19 protein-coding genes are annotated in these 14,306 nt (G+C 55.3%); 9 read left to right on the top strand and 10 right to left on the bottom strand.

Annotated features, from left to right (window positions below; all coding sequences use genetic code 11):
• Positions 1-51 precede the first annotated feature (51 nt).
• Positions 52-1,398: a metalloprotease PmbA gene (gene pmbA / locus AACY26_RS04665; protein ID WP_339511426.1), complete on the top strand. Its 1,347-nt coding sequence runs from the start codon at positions 52-54 to the stop codon at positions 1,396-1,398.
• Between the two features lie 54 nt (positions 1,399-1,452).
• On the opposite strand, the gene AACY26_RS04660 is transcribed toward pmbA, so the two are convergent.
• The 10 genes from AACY26_RS04660 to AACY26_RS04615 form a co-directional block, all read right to left on the bottom strand.
• Positions 1,453-1,725, bottom strand: coding sequence for an HPr family phosphocarrier protein (locus tag AACY26_RS04660; protein WP_339511424.1), 273 nt, complete (start codon positions 1,723-1,725; stop codon positions 1,453-1,455).
• Positions 1,726-1,737: 12 nt separating this feature from the next.
• A complete protein-coding gene (gene rapZ, locus AACY26_RS04655; RefSeq protein ID WP_339511421.1) occupies positions 1,738-2,595 on the bottom strand; it encodes an RNase adapter RapZ in 858 nt (285 codons plus the stop codon).
• Between the two features lie 16 nt (positions 2,596-2,611).
• Positions 2,612-3,076 (bottom strand): PTS IIA-like nitrogen regulatory protein PtsN, encoded by a 465-nt coding sequence (gene ptsN / locus AACY26_RS04650; RefSeq protein ID WP_339511419.1) that lies wholly within the window; start codon positions 3,074-3,076, stop codon positions 2,612-2,614.
• A 15-nt stretch (positions 3,077-3,091) separates the two neighbouring features.
• Complete coding sequence (gene hpf / locus AACY26_RS04645) at positions 3,092-3,400, bottom strand: ribosome hibernation-promoting factor, HPF/YfiA family (protein ID WP_339486518.1); 309 nt, start codon at positions 3,398-3,400, stop codon at positions 3,092-3,094.
• A 180-nt stretch (positions 3,401-3,580) separates the two neighbouring features.
• Complete coding sequence (locus AACY26_RS04640; RefSeq protein WP_339511417.1) at positions 3,581-5,095, bottom strand: RNA polymerase factor sigma-54; 1,515 nt, start codon at positions 5,093-5,095, stop codon at positions 3,581-3,583.
• A gap of 135 nt (positions 5,096-5,230) precedes the next feature.
• Complete coding sequence (lptB, locus tag AACY26_RS04635; RefSeq protein WP_339511415.1) at positions 5,231-5,956, bottom strand: LPS export ABC transporter ATP-binding protein; 726 nt, start codon at positions 5,954-5,956, stop codon at positions 5,231-5,233.
• Between the two features lie 3 nt (positions 5,957-5,959).
• Positions 5,960-6,496, bottom strand: a complete 537-nt coding sequence (lptA, locus tag AACY26_RS04630) for a lipopolysaccharide transport periplasmic protein LptA (protein WP_339511413.1) — start codon at positions 6,494-6,496, stop codon at positions 5,960-5,962.
• Complete coding sequence (gene lptC / locus AACY26_RS04625) at positions 6,483-7,049, bottom strand: LPS export ABC transporter periplasmic protein LptC (protein ID WP_339511411.1); 567 nt, start codon at positions 7,047-7,049, stop codon at positions 6,483-6,485. The genes lptA and lptC overlap by 14 nt, the downstream gene beginning before the upstream one ends.
• Positions 7,050-7,060: 11 nt before the next feature.
• Positions 7,061-7,585, bottom strand: coding sequence for a KdsC family phosphatase (locus tag AACY26_RS04620; protein WP_339511409.1), 525 nt, complete (start codon positions 7,583-7,585; stop codon positions 7,061-7,063).
• Complete coding sequence (locus AACY26_RS04615; RefSeq protein ID WP_339511407.1) at positions 7,585-8,559, bottom strand: KpsF/GutQ family sugar-phosphate isomerase; 975 nt, start codon at positions 8,557-8,559, stop codon at positions 7,585-7,587. The genes AACY26_RS04620 and AACY26_RS04615 overlap by 1 nt, the downstream gene beginning before the upstream one ends.
• Positions 8,560-8,806: 247 nt before the next feature.
• Here AACY26_RS04615 and AACY26_RS04610 point away from each other — a divergent pair, with 247 nt between their 5' ends.
• From AACY26_RS04610 to hisG, 8 genes are all read left to right on the top strand, one after another.
• The gene (locus AACY26_RS04610) at positions 8,807-9,616 is read left to right on the top strand and encodes an ATP-binding cassette domain-containing protein (RefSeq protein ID WP_339511405.1); all 810 of its coding nucleotides are present in this window, start codon (positions 8,807-8,809) and stop codon (positions 9,614-9,616) included.
• Entirely contained in the window at positions 9,616-10,413 is a 798-nt protein-coding gene (gene mlaE / locus AACY26_RS04605; RefSeq protein WP_339511403.1) for a lipid asymmetry maintenance ABC transporter permease subunit MlaE, read from the top strand. The genes AACY26_RS04610 and mlaE overlap by 1 nt, the downstream gene beginning before the upstream one ends.
• Complete coding sequence (gene mlaD / locus AACY26_RS04600) at positions 10,413-10,883, top strand: outer membrane lipid asymmetry maintenance protein MlaD (protein WP_339511401.1); 471 nt, start codon at positions 10,413-10,415, stop codon at positions 10,881-10,883. The genes mlaE and mlaD overlap by 1 nt, the downstream gene beginning before the upstream one ends.
• A 12-nt stretch (positions 10,884-10,895) precedes the next feature.
• The gene (locus AACY26_RS04595; RefSeq protein ID WP_339511399.1) at positions 10,896-11,528 is read left to right on the top strand and encodes an MlaC/ttg2D family ABC transporter substrate-binding protein; all 633 of its coding nucleotides are present in this window, start codon (positions 10,896-10,898) and stop codon (positions 11,526-11,528) included.
• The gene (locus AACY26_RS04590) at positions 11,525-11,872 is read left to right on the top strand and encodes an STAS domain-containing protein (RefSeq protein ID WP_339511397.1); all 348 of its coding nucleotides are present in this window, start codon (positions 11,525-11,527) and stop codon (positions 11,870-11,872) included. The genes AACY26_RS04595 and AACY26_RS04590 overlap by 4 nt, the downstream gene beginning before the upstream one ends.
• 123 nt (positions 11,873-11,995) lie before the next feature.
• Positions 11,996-12,235, top strand: coding sequence for a BolA family protein (locus tag AACY26_RS04585; protein WP_339511395.1), 240 nt, complete (start codon positions 11,996-11,998; stop codon positions 12,233-12,235).
• 16 nt (positions 12,236-12,251) lie between these two features.
• Positions 12,252-13,517, top strand: a complete 1,266-nt coding sequence (gene murA / locus AACY26_RS04580) for a UDP-N-acetylglucosamine 1-carboxyvinyltransferase (RefSeq protein WP_010489832.1) — start codon at positions 12,252-12,254, stop codon at positions 13,515-13,517.
• A gap of 107 nt (positions 13,518-13,624) precedes the next feature.
• A complete protein-coding gene (gene hisG / locus AACY26_RS04575; RefSeq protein WP_339511391.1) occupies positions 13,625-14,260 on the top strand; it encodes an ATP phosphoribosyltransferase in 636 nt (211 codons plus the stop codon).
• Positions 14,261-14,306 lie beyond the last annotated feature (46 nt).

Genomic DNA, 14,306 nt, shown 5'->3' with positions numbered 1-14,306 from the left:
GTTGGGCCCGACAGGGTGCAGCTCACAACGAAAATAATTTCAGGAGTAAGTATGAGTTCAGTAGACGTCGTTGGCCCACAAGCGGTGCCGCAGTTACAGGCTCAGGTGGAGCAGATCATAGCCGAAGCCAAAAAACAGGGCGCGAGTGCCTGTGAAGTCGCGGTTTCTGTTGAGCAGGGCTTGTCGACCACGGTGCGCCAGCGTGAGGTCGAAACCGTTGAATTCAATCGTGACCAAGGCTTTGGCATCACCTTGTATCTGGGGCAGCGCAAAGGGTCGGCAAGTACTTCGGCGACAGGTGATGCGGCTATTCGCGAGACAGTAGCGGCCGCGCTGGCGATTGCCAAGCATGCCTCAGAAGATGAAAGCGCGGGCCTTGCAGATGCTGCGCTGATGGCGCGTGAGCTGCCGGACCTGGATCTATACCATGGCTGGGCGATTACCCCCGAGCAGTCGATTGAGCATGCATTGCGCTGCGAAAGCGCCGCATTCGAGGCCGACAAGCGAATCAAGAACGCCGATGGCACCTCCTTGAGTACGCATCAGGGTTGTCGCGTCTATGGCAATAGCAATGGTTTCATTGGCGGTTACGCGAGCACCCGGCACAGCTTGAGCTGCGTGATGATTGCTGAAGATAACGGGCTTATGCAGCGCGATTACTGGTATGACGTGAATCGTCAGGGCGAATTGCTGGCCAGCCCTGAAGCCATTGGTGCGCGTGCGGCCATGCGCGCTGTCAGCCGGCTTGGTGCACGGCCAGTGCCAACCTGTGAAGTGCCGGTGTTGTTCGCCGCTGAGTTGGCTACAGGCTTGTTCAGCAGCTTCCTCGGGGCGATCTCTGGCGGCAGTATTTATCGCAAGTCATCGTTCCTTGAAGGGGCTATCGGCCAGCAGCTTTTCCCACAATGGCTGAGCCTCGATGAACGTCCGCATATTCCGAGGGCAATGGGCAGCGCGTCGTTCGACGGCGACGGCCTGGCGACCTATGCCAAATCCTTTGTTGAGAACGGCGAGCTGTTGTCCTATGTGCTCAGCACTTATTCCGGGCGCAAGCTGGGCATGCCAAGCACCGCGAATGCGGGTGGCGTGCATAACCTGTTTGTCACCCACGGCGATGAAGACCAGCAAGCGCTGATCAAGCGCATGGGGCGTGGCCTGTTGGTGACCGAGTTAATGGGCCACGGCCTGAATATGGTGACCGGTGATTACTCGCGCGGCGCAGGCGGTTATTGGGTTGAAAACGGTGAGATCCAGTTCCCGGTCCAGGAAGTGACCATAGCCGGCAACATGCGGGATATGTTCAAGCAAATTGTTGCTGTGGGTAATGATCTGGAGTTGCGCAGCAGTATCCGCACCGGTTCGGTGCTGATCGAGCGGATGACCGTTGCTGGTAGCTGATCAGGCAGGGCGGGTGATGGTTTGTCATCCGCCCATTGGTTTGCCGCAATCTCGCTACTCGCCTTCATCGAAGTAGTTGTTGATCAGCTCGAGCAGGGCGTCGAGCGCCTGTTCATCCTGTTCGCCTTCGGTAAGTAGTTGAACTGAGGTGCCTTTACCGGCTGCCAGCATCATAACCGACATGATGCTTTTTCCGTCGACCATGCTCTCTGGCGTGCGGCCAACCTTGATGCTGCAAGGGTATTGTGTGGCAACGCCGACAAACTTGGCGGCAGCCCGTGCGTGCAAGCCGAGCTTGTTGATAATGGTTACTTCGCAGGCGGGCATCGCGGCAATTCCTTAACTGAGGTCGCGGTGGCGGGTCTGGACGTTTTTGAGCTGGGCCTTGAGTGCTTTGCCCAGGCGGTTGGCGATATACACCGAGCGGTGATGCCCACCTGTGCAGCCAATGGCGATCGTCACATAAGCGCGATTGCTGGCCGCGAAACGTGGCAACCATTTGCTCAGGTAGTCATGGATGTCCTGGTACATGTCCTGGACGTCCGCCTGACTGTCAAGGTAGTCCGTAACGGGTTTTTCAAGCCCCGAGAAGTCACGTAGCTCAGGGCGCCAGTATGGGTTTGGCAGGCAACGCACATCAAACACCACGTCTGCATCAACCGGCATGCCGCGCTTGAAGCCAAAGGATTCAACCAAAAATGCAGTGCCCGGATCCGGCTTGTTCAGCAGGCGCAAGGCGAGGGTATCGCGCAGTTGGTAGAGATTCAGGTGGGTGGTGTCGATCTTCAGGTCGGCCAGATCAATAATTGGCTCGAGCAGCAGGGTTTCATCGGTAATAGCTTCTGCCAACGAACGATTGTCGTTAGTCAGGGGGTGACGCCGACGCGTTTCAGAGAAGCGCTTGAGCAAGGTTTCTTCGTTGGCGTCCAGATACAGCAGGTCGCACTGAACATTGCGCGCACGGACTTGCTCAAGCAACTCGGGAAACATGTTCAAGTCGCTTGGCAGGTTGCGTGCGTCAATCGACACCGCGACGTTAGGGTGAACTGAATCTTTTTGCTGAAACGCTCGTTCAGCTAGCTGAGGCAGCAAGCTGGCCGGCAGGTTGTCTATGCAGTAAAAGCCGTTGTCCTCAAGTACATCAAGGGCGGTACTTTTACCTGATCCTGAACGCCCGCTGACTATTATCAAGCGCATGTAGGTTCCCTGTCGTTTAGCTGTTGTTCTGTACGTCGACAACAACCTGATACAGGGCGTCATTGCTTTGCGCCTGGCGCAGTCGCTCACGGACATCGCTGCGGTCAAGCATGCTCGCTATTTGACGAAGCAGCTCAAGGTGTTCATCCGTCGCGGCCTCAGGCACCAATAGCACGAACAGCAAGTCAACCGGGGCGCCATCAATCGCGTCAAAATCGACAGCCGATTCGAGCTTGAGCAAGGCGCTGATGGGTGCATTGCACGCAGGCAAACGGCAGTGTGGAATGGCGATGCCATTACCAAAACCAGTGGACCCAAGTTTTTCGCGGGCGATAAGGCTTTCGAAAATGTCTTGTCCATCGAGGTCGGGCAATTCGCGCGCAACCAAGTTGGCAATCTGTTCGAGAACACGTTTTTTACTGCCGCCCGGCACATTCACCAAGGAACGGCCGGGGGTCAGGATATTTTCAAGTCGGATCATAGGAGTTGGGCGATATCAACGGGCCATTGCGCCCTGTTGACGGTCGAGCTGCTTTTCCTTGTGCTTGATAAGTTGTCTATCGAGTTTGTCGGTCAGTAAATCGATTGCTGCATACATGTCATCATGTTCGGCGTTGGCGACAATTTCGCCGCCAGCAATGTGTAAGGTGGCTTCGATTTTCTGCTTGAGCTTCTCGACCTCCATAATGACTTGCACATTGGTAATCTTGTCGAAGTGGCGCTCTAGTCGACTGAATTTTTCGTCGATGTAGTCGCGCAGGGCGTCGGTCACATCCAGCTGGTGTCCACTGATGTTGACTTGCATACCGCTTTCTCCTTGTTGCCGTGTGTAAGAGACAGGCTGAGTTGCCTGCCGCCGGAACACTGTGGCGCGTAAGACCCCCAGAAATCGAGTCTGACACCTTTACGCCCTTAGTATGGCTGCTTTTAGCTAAGAGCGGGTCAGTTCGATAGTGATTGAGACGATCTTCCTGTTCATCAGCTGTTACATCAGTCGCTTGCGTTCACTTGAAGGCGCGATACCGAGAGACTCTCGATATTTAGCAACTGTGCGTCGAGCTACTTGAATGCCTTGTGTCTCCAGTAAACCAGCGATCTTGCTGTCACTCAACGGCTTTTTTGCATTTTCCGCTGCAACCAGTTTTTTGATGATCGCGCGGATCGCTGTAGACGAGCATTCTCCGCCTTCGGAGGTACTGACGTGGCTGGAGAAGAAGTATTTCAACTCGTAAATGCCGCGGGGGGTGTGCATGAATTTCTGGGTGGTCACCCGGGAAATGGTCGACTCGTGCATGCCAACCGCTTCGGCGATATCGTGCAGCACAAGGGGTTTCATCGCCTCGTCGCCGTAGTCAAGGAAGCCGCGTTGATGTTCAACGATCTGGGTCGCAACCTTCATCAGCGTTTCGTTGCGGCTCTGCAGGCTTTTGATAAACCAGCGGGCTTCTTGCAGCTGGTTGCGCATAAAGGTGTTGTCGGCGCTAGAGTCGGCGCGACGTACAAAACCTGCGTATTGCGCATTGACGCGCAGCCGGGGCATGGCTTCCTGATTGAGTTCAACCAGCCAGCGCTCGTTGTGTTTGCGCACAATGACATCGGGTACCACGTATTCGGGTTCGCTTGATTCAATCTGCGAGCCCGGACGTGGGTTGAGGCTTTGGATCAGTTCAATGACTTGGCGCAGCTCATCTTCTTTGAGCTTCATGCGCCGCATCAGTTGGCTGTAATCGCGGTTGCCCAGCAGATCCAGATAGTCATTGGCAAGTCGCTGTGCTTCGGCAAGCCAAGGGGTTTTGGCGGGCAGTTGGCGCAGTTGCAGGGTCAGGCATTCGCGCAGGTCGCGCGCGGCAATACCAGAAGGCTCAAACTGCTGGATGCGGTGCAGGACGGCTTCTATTTCGTCCAGTTCGATGTCCAGTTCAGGGTCGAAGGCTTCGAGAATCTCTTGCAGGGTTTCTTCGAGATAGCCCTGGACGTTGATGCAGTCGATCAGGGTGACTGCAATCAAGCGGTCCTTATCGGACATGGGGGACAGGTTGAGCTGCCAGAGCATGTGGCTCTGCAGGCTTTCACCGGTCGAGGTGCGTGTGGTGAAGTCCCATTCGTCGTCATCGCTGCTGCTGGGCAGGCTGCTGGCGCTGGTTTGGTAGACATCTTCCCAGGCTGTATCCACCGGAAGCTCGTTGGGGATACGCTCGTTCCACTCGCCATCTTCCAGGTTGTCCACGGTTTGCGGGGTATCCTGGAAGCTGGTTTCTTGGTAGCTGTCCTGTTGTACAGGCTGCTCGGTGGTCGCGGTCTCTGCGCCGTCGGCCATGGGGTCCGAGTTATCGAAGTCTTCGCCGTCTTCTTGGCGTTCGAGCATTGGGTTTGACTCCAGTGCCTCTTGGATTTCTTGCTGGAGATCCAGGGTCGACAGTTGGAGTAAGCGAATGGCTTGTTGCAGCTGAGGAGTCATCGTCAGCTGCTGGCCCATCTTCAGGACTAGCGATGGTTTCATTGCAGACCTTATTTACCGGCGTCTTTGCGCAATCCACTACAGGGCGCCGGATGGGCGCCTCAAGGAAGCAAATTATATGCCCGAATTGCAGTGCTTTGCCTAGCTGTTGACGCTAATCGGTTGAGAAAAACTGGGTTAAAGGCGGAATTCATGGCCCAGGTAGACTTCTTTAACCGTCTGGTTGGACAGAATCGCTTCTGAATCACCTTCCGCAATGAGTTGGCCGTCGCTGACGATATAGGCGGTCTCGCAAATATCCAGCGTTTCGCGCACGTTGTGGTCAGTGATCAGTACGCCGATACCCTTGGCTTTCAAATGGTGGATGATTTGCTTGATATCACCAACCGAGATCGGGTCGACACCGGCAAATGGTTCATCGAGCAAGATGAATTTCGGTGCGGTTGCCAGGGCGCGGGCAATTTCAACCCGGCGTCGCTCACCGCCGGACAGGCTCATGCCCAGGTTGTCGCGAATATGGTGAATATGGAATTCCTCAAGGAGGTTTTCCAGTTCAGCTTCGCGGCCTGCACGGTCAAGCTCTTTACGCGTCTCGAGAATTGCCATGATGTTGTCGGCAACGCTGAGCTTGCGGAAAATCGATGCTTCTTGAGGCAGGTAGCCAATGCCGGCGCGTGCGCGGCCGTGCATGGGCTGATGGCTGACGTCGAGGTCGTCAATCAGGATGCGCCCCTGATCAGCCTGCACTAAGCCCACGATCATGTAGAAGCAGGTGGTTTTACCTGCACCGTTAGGGCCAAGCAGGCCGACGATCTGGCCGCTGTCGATGCTCAGGCTAACGTCACGGACAACCTGGCGGCTTTTGTAGCTTTTAGCCAGGTGTTGGGCTTTCAATGTAGCCATTAATTACTGCCCTTGGGTGGGTTTGTTCTTCGGCTGGATCACCATATCGATGCGTGGGCGCGGCGAGGTCACCTTGGTGCCTGTTGCGCGGCCTGCGTTGACGATTTGGCGCTGCGTATCGTAGACAATTTTCTCGCCTTCGAAGGTATTTCCCTCTTGAATAACCTTGGCTTGGTCAATCAGGACAATACGCTCGTTGGCGGCAAAGTATTGAATGGTCAGGCCGTAGGCCTTGACGATTTCTTTGTCTGCAGCGGGTTTCTGCTCATAGTAGGCAGGGCGTCCGACCGAGGTGAAAACGTCGATCTCGCCTTTGGCGTTCTGGGTAATGGTGACTGTGTCACCCTTGATTATCATGGTGCCTTGAGTGATGACGACATCGCCGCGATAAACTGCAACACCTTGTTTGTCGTCGAGCTCTGCGCTGTCTGCCTGCACGCGGATCGGTTGATCGCGGTCAGTTGGCAAAGCCCAGGCGTGAACGCTTCCTAGCGATGCACCCAAGCTGAGCAGAAGGGGGAGGGTTTTAACGAACCTCATGCTGGCCTCTTACGTTGGACAGCAAGAGCATCCTGCTGTCATTTAAATACGCTTTCATTCCTTGCGCCGTGGTCACCCCATTGGCTGCGTCGATTCTAACGGCTTGCTGCGTCTGCGCATATTCCTTATCTGGAATTACCGTTAGGCGACTGGTCGTAAGCAGTGTTGGACGCCCCTTGGCGTCGGTGCGTTTAACTCGAACCTTGTCAATCAGTTCGACTTCCTTGCCGCCTGGGGAAACTTCGCCTTTTTCACTTTGCACATGCCAAGGAAGCTCTGTTCCACGGTATAGCAGCAGGTCGGGCTGTGTCAGGTAAGAGATATCCGAGGCTTTGGCGTGCTCGACTTTGTCGGCAGTCAGCTCGTAATGTAATTTCCCGTCCGGTTGATATTGCACGGTTTTGGAGTTGACCACATAAAAGTCAATTGTGTTTTGCGCAGTGGTCTTTGCCGGTTTGTCAGCAAAACTGTCCGGGTTGATATTCCAATACCCGGCAGCTGCCACGAGCAGTACGCCGAGTATGAGGAGCAATATGTTCAGTGGTTTACGCATGGTTTGCAGTTCTACAGGTAGGCCGCTTGAGCAGCTTCAAGGGTGCCTTGGGCGAGCATAATCGATTCGCAGAATTCGCGAGCCGCACCTTCTCCGCCCTTGGCCTGGGTCACAGCGAACGCATGTTGACGTACAAATGGATCAGCGTTGGCGACAGCAATTCCCAAGCCTACTCGACGAATAACGGGCAGGTCGGGCAAGTCATCGCCCAAATAGGCGACTTGATCATAGTTTAGGCCGAGTTCGCCGAGTAGTTCGTCGAGCACTGCCAGTTTGTCTTCGCGCCCTTGGTAAAGGTGTTGAATCCCCAGGTTTTGTGCGCGGCGCTCAACCACGGGGGTTTTACGTCCGGTAATAATTGCGGTGCGTACGCCCGAGTTGATCAGCATCTTAATGCCTTGGCCATCAAGGGTGTTGAACGTCTTGAATTCGCTGCCGTCGACCAGAAAGTATAACTTGCCGTCCGTCAGCACGCCGTCAACGTCAAAAATGGCCAGTTTGATCGCGCGCGCTCGTTCTTTGAAATCTGGGGTCATTACATTACTCCGGCACGCAGTAGGTCGTGCATGTTCAGCGCGCCAATTGGGCGATCGTTGTCGTCAACGACCACCAGCGAGCTGATTTTATGGTCTTCCATGATCTTCAATGCCTCTGCGGCGAGCATTTCGGCACGGGCAGTTTTGCCACGGGCGGTCATCACTTGATCGATGGTTGCTTCTCGTAGATCAATTTCTCGGTCCAGAGTTCTGCGCAGGTCACCATCTGTAAAGATTCCAGCCAGCAAGCCGTTCTCGTCGATGATGACGGTCATGCCCAGGCCTTTCTGGGTCATGACCAACAATGCTTCGCGAAGCGAGGTGCCTCGTTTGACTGTAGGCAAGCCGTCGCCGGTGTGCATGACGTTTTCCACTTTCAGCAATAAGCGTCTGCCGAGTGCGCCGCCGGGATGCGAGAAGGCGAAGTCTTCAGCGGTAAAGCCGCGAGCCTCCAGCAGGGCGATCGCCAATGCATCGCCCAGCACCAGTGATGCGGTGGTCGATGAGGTGGGTGCCAGGTTAAGCGGGCAAGCCTCTTTCGATACGCTGGCATCGAGATTGACTTCGGCGGCCTTGGCCAAAGCCGACTCGGGGTTGCCAGTCATGCTGATCAGCTTGATGCCCAGGCGCTTGATCAGTGGCAGCAGTGTCACGATTTCAGCGGTCGAGCCCGAGTTGGAGAGTGCGAGCACCACGTCGTCGCGGGTGATCATGCCCATGTCACCGTGGCTGGCTTCGGCTGGGTGGACAAAAAAAGCCGTGGTGCCGGTGCTGGCTAAAGTAGCTGCAATCTTATTGCCGACGTGACCTGACTTGCCCATGCCGACCACAACGACCCGGCCTTTGCTCGAAAGGATCAGTTCGCAGGCGCGGATAAAATTGTCATCAATCCGGGGCAGCAGCTCTTCAACTGCTTCGAGCTCTAGGCGAATGGTGCGCTGTGCGGATTTGATCAGGTCGTTTGACTGGTTCATAGCGGTCGGCCAGGTCATGCTCTGTAAAAGCCAGCGATTATAGCCCGAAAGCGTTGCCGGCTCATCTTAGAATTGTGTTGCTCATGTGCGTTCGTTACGAGTATGAGCGCTTAGTCGTGTTTGCTAATATTGGGAGCGCTTCTGGGGTGGTGGTATGCTGCGCCCCTAATTCGGCCCTGATGGTTGGCGTGGTGTCTTCGGTTTAACGCCGTGCGTCTACCAAGGGAGTTGTTTGTAAGGAGTTTAGATGGGCGCCGATAGTCATTACGCGGTTGAGCTTAAAAACGTCAGTTTTAAGCGCGGTAACCGAGATATTTTCAAAAATATCGATGTGTGCATCCCGCGCGGCAAAGTGATCGGCATCATGGGGCCTTCCGGAAGCGGAAAGACGACCCTGTTGAGGCTGATAGCAGCTGAGTTGAAGCCCTCAGCCGGGGAAGTGTGGGTCAATGGGGTCAATCTGCCGACCTTGTCGCGCAGTGAATTGTTCGACATGCGCAAGCAGATGGGCGTGCTGTTTCAAAGCGGCGCGCTGTTTACCGATCTCGATGTATTCGAGAACGTAGCCTTCCCGTTGCGTGTGCATACCCAGCTTCCAGAAGAAATGATTCGCGATATTGTGCTGATGAAGCTGCAAGCTGTAGGCCTGCGCGGTGCAATTGAGCTGATGCCGGATGAACTGTCGGGTGGCATGAAACGTCGTGTGGCGCTGGCCCGGGCCATTGCCTTGGACCCGCAGATTTTGATTTATGATGAGCCTTTTGTTGGCCAGGACCCCATTGCGATGGGGGTCTTGGTTCGATTGATTCGCCTGCTCAACGACGCACTGGGTATTACCAGTATCGTGGTTTCCCATGACCTGGCTGAAACCGCCAGTATTGCTGACTACATCTATGTCGTGGGCAACACCCAGGTGTTGGGACAAGGTACGCCCAGTGAGTTGATGAAGTCGGACAGTCCGCGAATTCAGCAGTTTATGCAGGGCGCAGCCGATGGTCCGGTGCCATTTCACTTTCCGGCGGCTAGCTACCGCGACGATTTACTGGGAGCGCGCTAATGCGCAAAAGAACGCCAATCGAACGGGTGGCCTTGCTGGGGCGCGCCGGTATTGATGTGGTCGCAACCCTGGGGCGCTCATCAATGTTCCTGCTGCGTGCTCTGTTAGGGCGCGGCACTTCTGGCAACTCATTTCATTTACTGGTCAAACAACTGCACTCGGTTGGGGTTATGTCCCTGGCGATCATTGTGGTTTCCGGTCTGTTTATCGGTATGGTCTTGTCGCTGCAGGGCTTCAATATTCTTTCCAGCTATGGCTCGGAGCAGGCGGTTGGGCAAATGGTTGCCTTGACCCTGTTGCGCGAGTTGGGACCGGTGGTTGCCGCGCTGTTATTTGCCGGGCGTGCTGGCTCAGCATTAACCGCTGAGATCGGTAACATGAAGTCCACCGAGCAGCTTTCGAGCCTGGCCATGATCGGTGTTGATCCGCTCAAGCATATTGTCGCGCCAAGGCTGTGGGCCGGCTTTATCTCGATGCCCTTGCTGGCGATGATCTTCAGCGTGGTCGGTATCTGGGGCGGGGCGATGGTCGCGGTCGACTGGCTGGGTGTTTATGAAGGATCGTTCTGGTCGAACATGCAAAGTAGCGTGTCTTTTACCGATGACGTGCTCAATGGTGTGATCAAGAGCATCGTTTTTGGATTTGTTGTGACCTGGATTGCCGTGTTTCAGGGCTATGATTGTGAGCCGACTTCGGAAGGCATCAGTCAAGCCACTACTCGAACAGTGGTCTATGCCTCTTTAGCTGTATTGGGCCTGGACTTTATTCTGACTGCTTTGATGTTTGGAGATTTCTGATGCAAAACCGCACACTGGAAGTTGGTGTCGGCCTGTTCTTGCTGGCCGGATTGCTGGCATTGATGCTACTGGCTCTGCGCGTCAGCGGTCTGGCAATGGGTAGCTCTGAAGATACCTACAAGGTCTATGCGTACTTTGACAATATCGCCGGTCTGACCGTGCGTTCCAAAGTGACGATGGCGGGGGTGACCATTGGTAAGGTCGTGGCGATTGACCTGGATCGTGATAGCTACACCGGGCGCGTCACCATGTCCGTCGACAAGGAGGTCAATAACCTGCCGGAAGACTCGACCGCCTCAATTCTGACGGCTGGCCTGTTGGGTGAGAAATACATTGGTATCAGCGTGGGGGGAGAAGAAGAGGTGCTCAAAGATGGCGGCACCATTCATGACACCCAGTCGTCGTTGGTCCTTGAAGACCTGATTGGTAAGTTCTTGCTTAATTCCGTAAACAAAGACGAATCCAAATAACGGGGACTGATAATGTTCAAAGTAATTCGTAACAGCCTAGTCGTGTTGCTGGCGACGTTGCCATTGCTCGCCGTTGCTGCGCCAAGCGCAAACGAGGTGGTTCAGCAAACCACCACCAAACTGCTCGATGATTTGAAAGCCAACAAAGCGCAATATCGTAGCGATCCTGATGCCTTCTATAGCGCCCTGGACTCAATCCTGGGCCCGGTCGTCGACGTTGATGGCATCTCGCGCGGGGTCATGACGGTGCGTTATTCGCGCAAGGCAAGCCCGGCGCAAATGGAACGTTTCCAGACCAACTTCAAGCAAAGCCTGATGCAGTTCTACGGCAACGCGCTACTTGAGTACAACAACCAGGACATCCGTGTCCTGCCGGCCAGTGGTGCTCAGGATCCTGAGCGGGCCACGGTCAATATGGAAATCAAGGACGGTAACGGCAGCATTTATCCATTGGCCTACACCATGGTCAATAAAGATGGGGCCTGGGTGATGCGCAACATGATCATCAATGGCATCAACGTCGGTAAGCTGTTCCGTGACCAGTTCTCGGAGTCGATGCAGAAAAATGGCAATGACTTGGACAAGGTGATCGATACCTGGCCTGAAACCGTTGCCAAAGCACGCCAGGCCAAGGGTGAGTCGTGAGTCAGGCAAGTATTGATGAGCTATCGCCCGGGGTATTCCAGCTCGCGGGCGTGATTGATTACAGCTCCGGGCCGCAGTTGCGTAAAGACGGCGGCAAGTTGCTCAAGGCATGCAATGCCAGCACCTGCGTGATTGACTGCGGCGCGGTAGAGAAATCCAGCAGTGTCGGGCTTTCGCTATTATTGGCCTTTATGCGTGATGCGCAGAGCAAAGGCAAAAGCCTGGAAGTGCGCAACCTGCCTAAAGATATGCAAGAAATTGCCAAGGTTTCCGAGCTGTTGGAAATACTGTCTGGCCAGCAGAACCCTGAAGCGACTCGCTCAACTGCACCTTCGGTCGAGTAGTAGAGCCGCACTTTCATCTGCGAATGCTTGTGGATTCGCAGGTTCCTGGCTTTTTTTGTATGATGCGCGACCCGAGAGCTCAGGCTCCGCTGTCGCTAATGAATACGCTGATTGAGGTTGATCATGCAGGCCCTAGAAGTAAAAAGTCTCCTGGAGGCTAAACTGCCGAATACACAAGTCGAAGTTGAAGGCGAAGGCTGCAACTTCCAGTTGAATGTGATCGGCGATGAGGTGGCTGCCCTGAGCCCCGTTAAGCGTCAGCAGCAGGTCTATGCACACCTGAATCCATGGATTGCCGATGGCAGTATTCATGCTGTGACTATGAAATTCTTCAGCCGTGCCGCATGGGCCGCGCGTTCCTAGAGGCAGCGAGACAGTAATGGATAAATTAATTATTACCGGCGGTGTTCGTCTTGATGGCGAAATCCGCATTTCTGGTGCAAAGAACTCCGCACTGCCGATTCTGGCCGCGACCTTGCTCGGTGATGCCCCGGTTACGATCTGCAACTTGCCGCACCTGCACGACATCACGACGATGATCGAGCTGTTCGGGCGCATGGGTATAGAACCGATTATCGACGAGAAGCTTTCTGTCGAAGTGGATGCGCGGGCGATCAAGACCCTGGTGGCGCCTTACGAGCTGGTTAAAACCATGCGCGCTTCGATTCTGGTGCTGGGGCCGATGGTTGCGCGTTTCGGCGAAGCTGAAGTCGCCCTGCCTGGCGGCTGTGCCATTGGCTCGCGTCCGGTCGACCTGCATATTCGTGGCCTTGAAGCCATGGGCGCAGTGATCGATGTTGAAGGCGGCTACATCAAGGCCAAGGCACCGGAAGGTGGTTTGCGCGGCGCCCGTTTCTTCTTCGATACCGTCAGTGTCACCGGCACTGAAAACATCATGATGGCCGCCACCCTGGCCAAGGGCCGCAGCGTACTTGAAAACGCTGCTCGCGAGCCTGAAGTGGTTGATCTGGCAAACTGCCTGATCGCCATGGGCGCCAAGATCCAGGGCGCTGGCACCGACACCATCACCATTGATGGTGTTGAACGTCTCGGCGGTGCACGCTTTAGCGTAATGCCTGACCGCATCGAAACCGGTACTTACCTGGTTGCCGCTGCTGCGACCGGTGGTCGGGTCAAGCTTAAGGACACCGATGCCTCAACGCTGGAGTCGGTGATTTCCAAGCTTGAAGAAGCGGGTGCTGAAATCACCTCGGGTCCAGACTGGATCGAGCTGGACATGAAGGGTAAGCGTCCCAAGGCTGTGACCTTGCGTACCGCGCCTTATCCTGCGTTCCCAACTGATATGCAGGCTCAGTTCATTGCGCTCAATGCAATTGCCGAAGGCAGTGGCGCTGTGATCGAAACCGTTTTCGAAAACCGCTTTATGCACGTCCACGAGATGATCCGCATGGGCGCGCAGATCCTGGTTGAGGGCAACACTGCTGTTGTAACGGGCACCGATAAGCTCAAGGGTGCGCCTGTAATGGCGACCGACTTGCGTGCTTCGGCAAGCCTGGTTATCGCGGCATTGGTGGCTGAGGGCGATACCTTGATCGACCGCATTTACCACATCGACCGTGGTTATGAGTGCATCGAAGAGAAACTGCAGCTGTTGGGCGCCAAGATTCGCCGCGTTCCGGGCTAAGTTGCAACGCATGTCCCGTCCGTCAACAAGGCGGCGGGTAACGCGAACTTGGAATGCCTTGGTGCTTCAAGTTCGCGACGTTTAGCTTTTAAGGATTTACAACCATCATGCTCACCATCGCGCTGTCGAAAGGCCGCATTCTTGATGACACACTGCCGTTGCTTGCCGCAGCGGGGATTGTGCCGACCGAGAACCCTGAAAAAAGCCGCAAACTGATCATCCCGACCACTCAGGATGATGTGCGCTTGCTGATTGTCCGTGCGACCGATGTGCCAACCTATGTTGAGCATGGTGCTGCTGATTTGGGCGTTGCCGGTAAAGACGTGCTGATGGAGTACGGTGGCCAAGGCTTGTATGAGCCGCTGGACCTGCGTATTGCCAAGTGCAAGCTGATGACCGCAGGTGTGGTGGGTGCTGCCGAGCCCAAAGGCCGGCTGCGCGTGGCGACCAAGTTCGTCAACGTAGCCAAGCGTTACTATGCAGAGCAGGGTCGCCAGGTTGATGTGATCAAGCTCTACGGCTCCATGGAGCTGGCGCCGCTGGTCGGTTTGGCAGACAAGATTATCGATGTTGTCGACACCGGTAATACCCTGCGCGCCAACGGGCTTGAAGCACAGGAACTGATCGCCACCATCAGCTCACGTCTGGTGGTCAACAAGGCTTCGATGAAAATGCAGCATGCGCGAATCCAGGCATTGATCGACACCTTGCGCGAGGCCGTCGAGTCCCGACACCCCAGCTAATACCTACACGCAGCCCAGTGCTGCGTCCGCCTATCCGTGTCATAGC

Source organism: Pseudomonas sp. RL_15y_Pfl2_60, from assembly GCF_963970595.1.
Taxonomy (GTDB): domain Bacteria; phylum Pseudomonadota; class Gammaproteobacteria; order Pseudomonadales; family Pseudomonadaceae; genus Aquipseudomonas.
Note: the sequence above shows the minus strand (reverse complement) of the source record. Positions and strands in the feature narration are given on the sequence as shown.

What these genes read in the sequence shown, in the direction of transcription:
- pmbA (WP_339511426.1), top strand. Translation starts at nt 52, where the DNA reads ATGAGTTCAGTAGACGTCGTTGGCCCACAAGCGGTGCCGCAGTTACAG.
- AACY26_RS04660 (WP_339511424.1), bottom strand. Translation starts at nt 1,725, where the DNA reads ATGCCCGCCTGCGAAGTAACCATTATCAACAAGCTCGGCTTGCACGCA.
- rapZ (WP_339511421.1), bottom strand. Translation starts at nt 2,595, where the DNA reads ATGCGCTTGATAATAGTCAGCGGGCGTTCAGGATCAGGTAAAAGTACC.
- ptsN (WP_339511419.1), bottom strand. Translation starts at nt 3,076, where the DNA reads ATGATCCGACTTGAAAATATCCTGACCCCCGGCCGTTCCTTGGTGAAT.
- hpf (WP_339486518.1), bottom strand. Translation starts at nt 3,400, where the DNA reads ATGCAAGTCAACATCAGTGGACACCAGCTGGATGTGACCGACGCCCTG.
- AACY26_RS04640 (WP_339511417.1), bottom strand. Translation starts at nt 5,095, where the DNA reads ATGAAACCATCGCTAGTCCTGAAGATGGGCCAGCAGCTGACGATGACT.
- lptB (WP_339511415.1), bottom strand. Translation starts at nt 5,956, where the DNA reads ATGGCTACATTGAAAGCCCAACACCTGGCTAAAAGCTACAAAAGCCGC.
- lptA (WP_339511413.1), bottom strand. Translation starts at nt 6,496, where the DNA reads ATGAGGTTCGTTAAAACCCTCCCCCTTCTGCTCAGCTTGGGTGCATCG.
- lptC (WP_339511411.1), bottom strand. Translation starts at nt 7,049, where the DNA reads ATGCGTAAACCACTGAACATATTGCTCCTCATACTCGGCGTACTGCTC.
- AACY26_RS04620 (WP_339511409.1), bottom strand. Translation starts at nt 7,585, where the DNA reads ATGACCCCAGATTTCAAAGAACGAGCGCGCGCGATCAAACTGGCCATT.
- AACY26_RS04615 (WP_339511407.1), bottom strand. Translation starts at nt 8,559, where the DNA reads ATGAACCAGTCAAACGACCTGATCAAATCCGCACAGCGCACCATTCGC.
- AACY26_RS04610 (WP_339511405.1), top strand. Translation starts at nt 8,807, where the DNA reads ATGGGCGCCGATAGTCATTACGCGGTTGAGCTTAAAAACGTCAGTTTT.
- mlaE (WP_339511403.1), top strand. Translation starts at nt 9,616, where the DNA reads ATGCGCAAAAGAACGCCAATCGAACGGGTGGCCTTGCTGGGGCGCGCC.
- mlaD (WP_339511401.1), top strand. Translation starts at nt 10,413, where the DNA reads ATGCAAAACCGCACACTGGAAGTTGGTGTCGGCCTGTTCTTGCTGGCC.
- AACY26_RS04595 (WP_339511399.1), top strand. Translation starts at nt 10,896, where the DNA reads ATGTTCAAAGTAATTCGTAACAGCCTAGTCGTGTTGCTGGCGACGTTG.
- AACY26_RS04585 (WP_339511395.1), top strand. Translation starts at nt 11,996, where the DNA reads ATGCAGGCCCTAGAAGTAAAAAGTCTCCTGGAGGCTAAACTGCCGAAT.
- murA (WP_010489832.1), top strand. Translation starts at nt 12,252, where the DNA reads ATGGATAAATTAATTATTACCGGCGGTGTTCGTCTTGATGGCGAAATC.
- hisG (WP_339511391.1), top strand. Translation starts at nt 13,625, where the DNA reads ATGCTCACCATCGCGCTGTCGAAAGGCCGCATTCTTGATGACACACTG.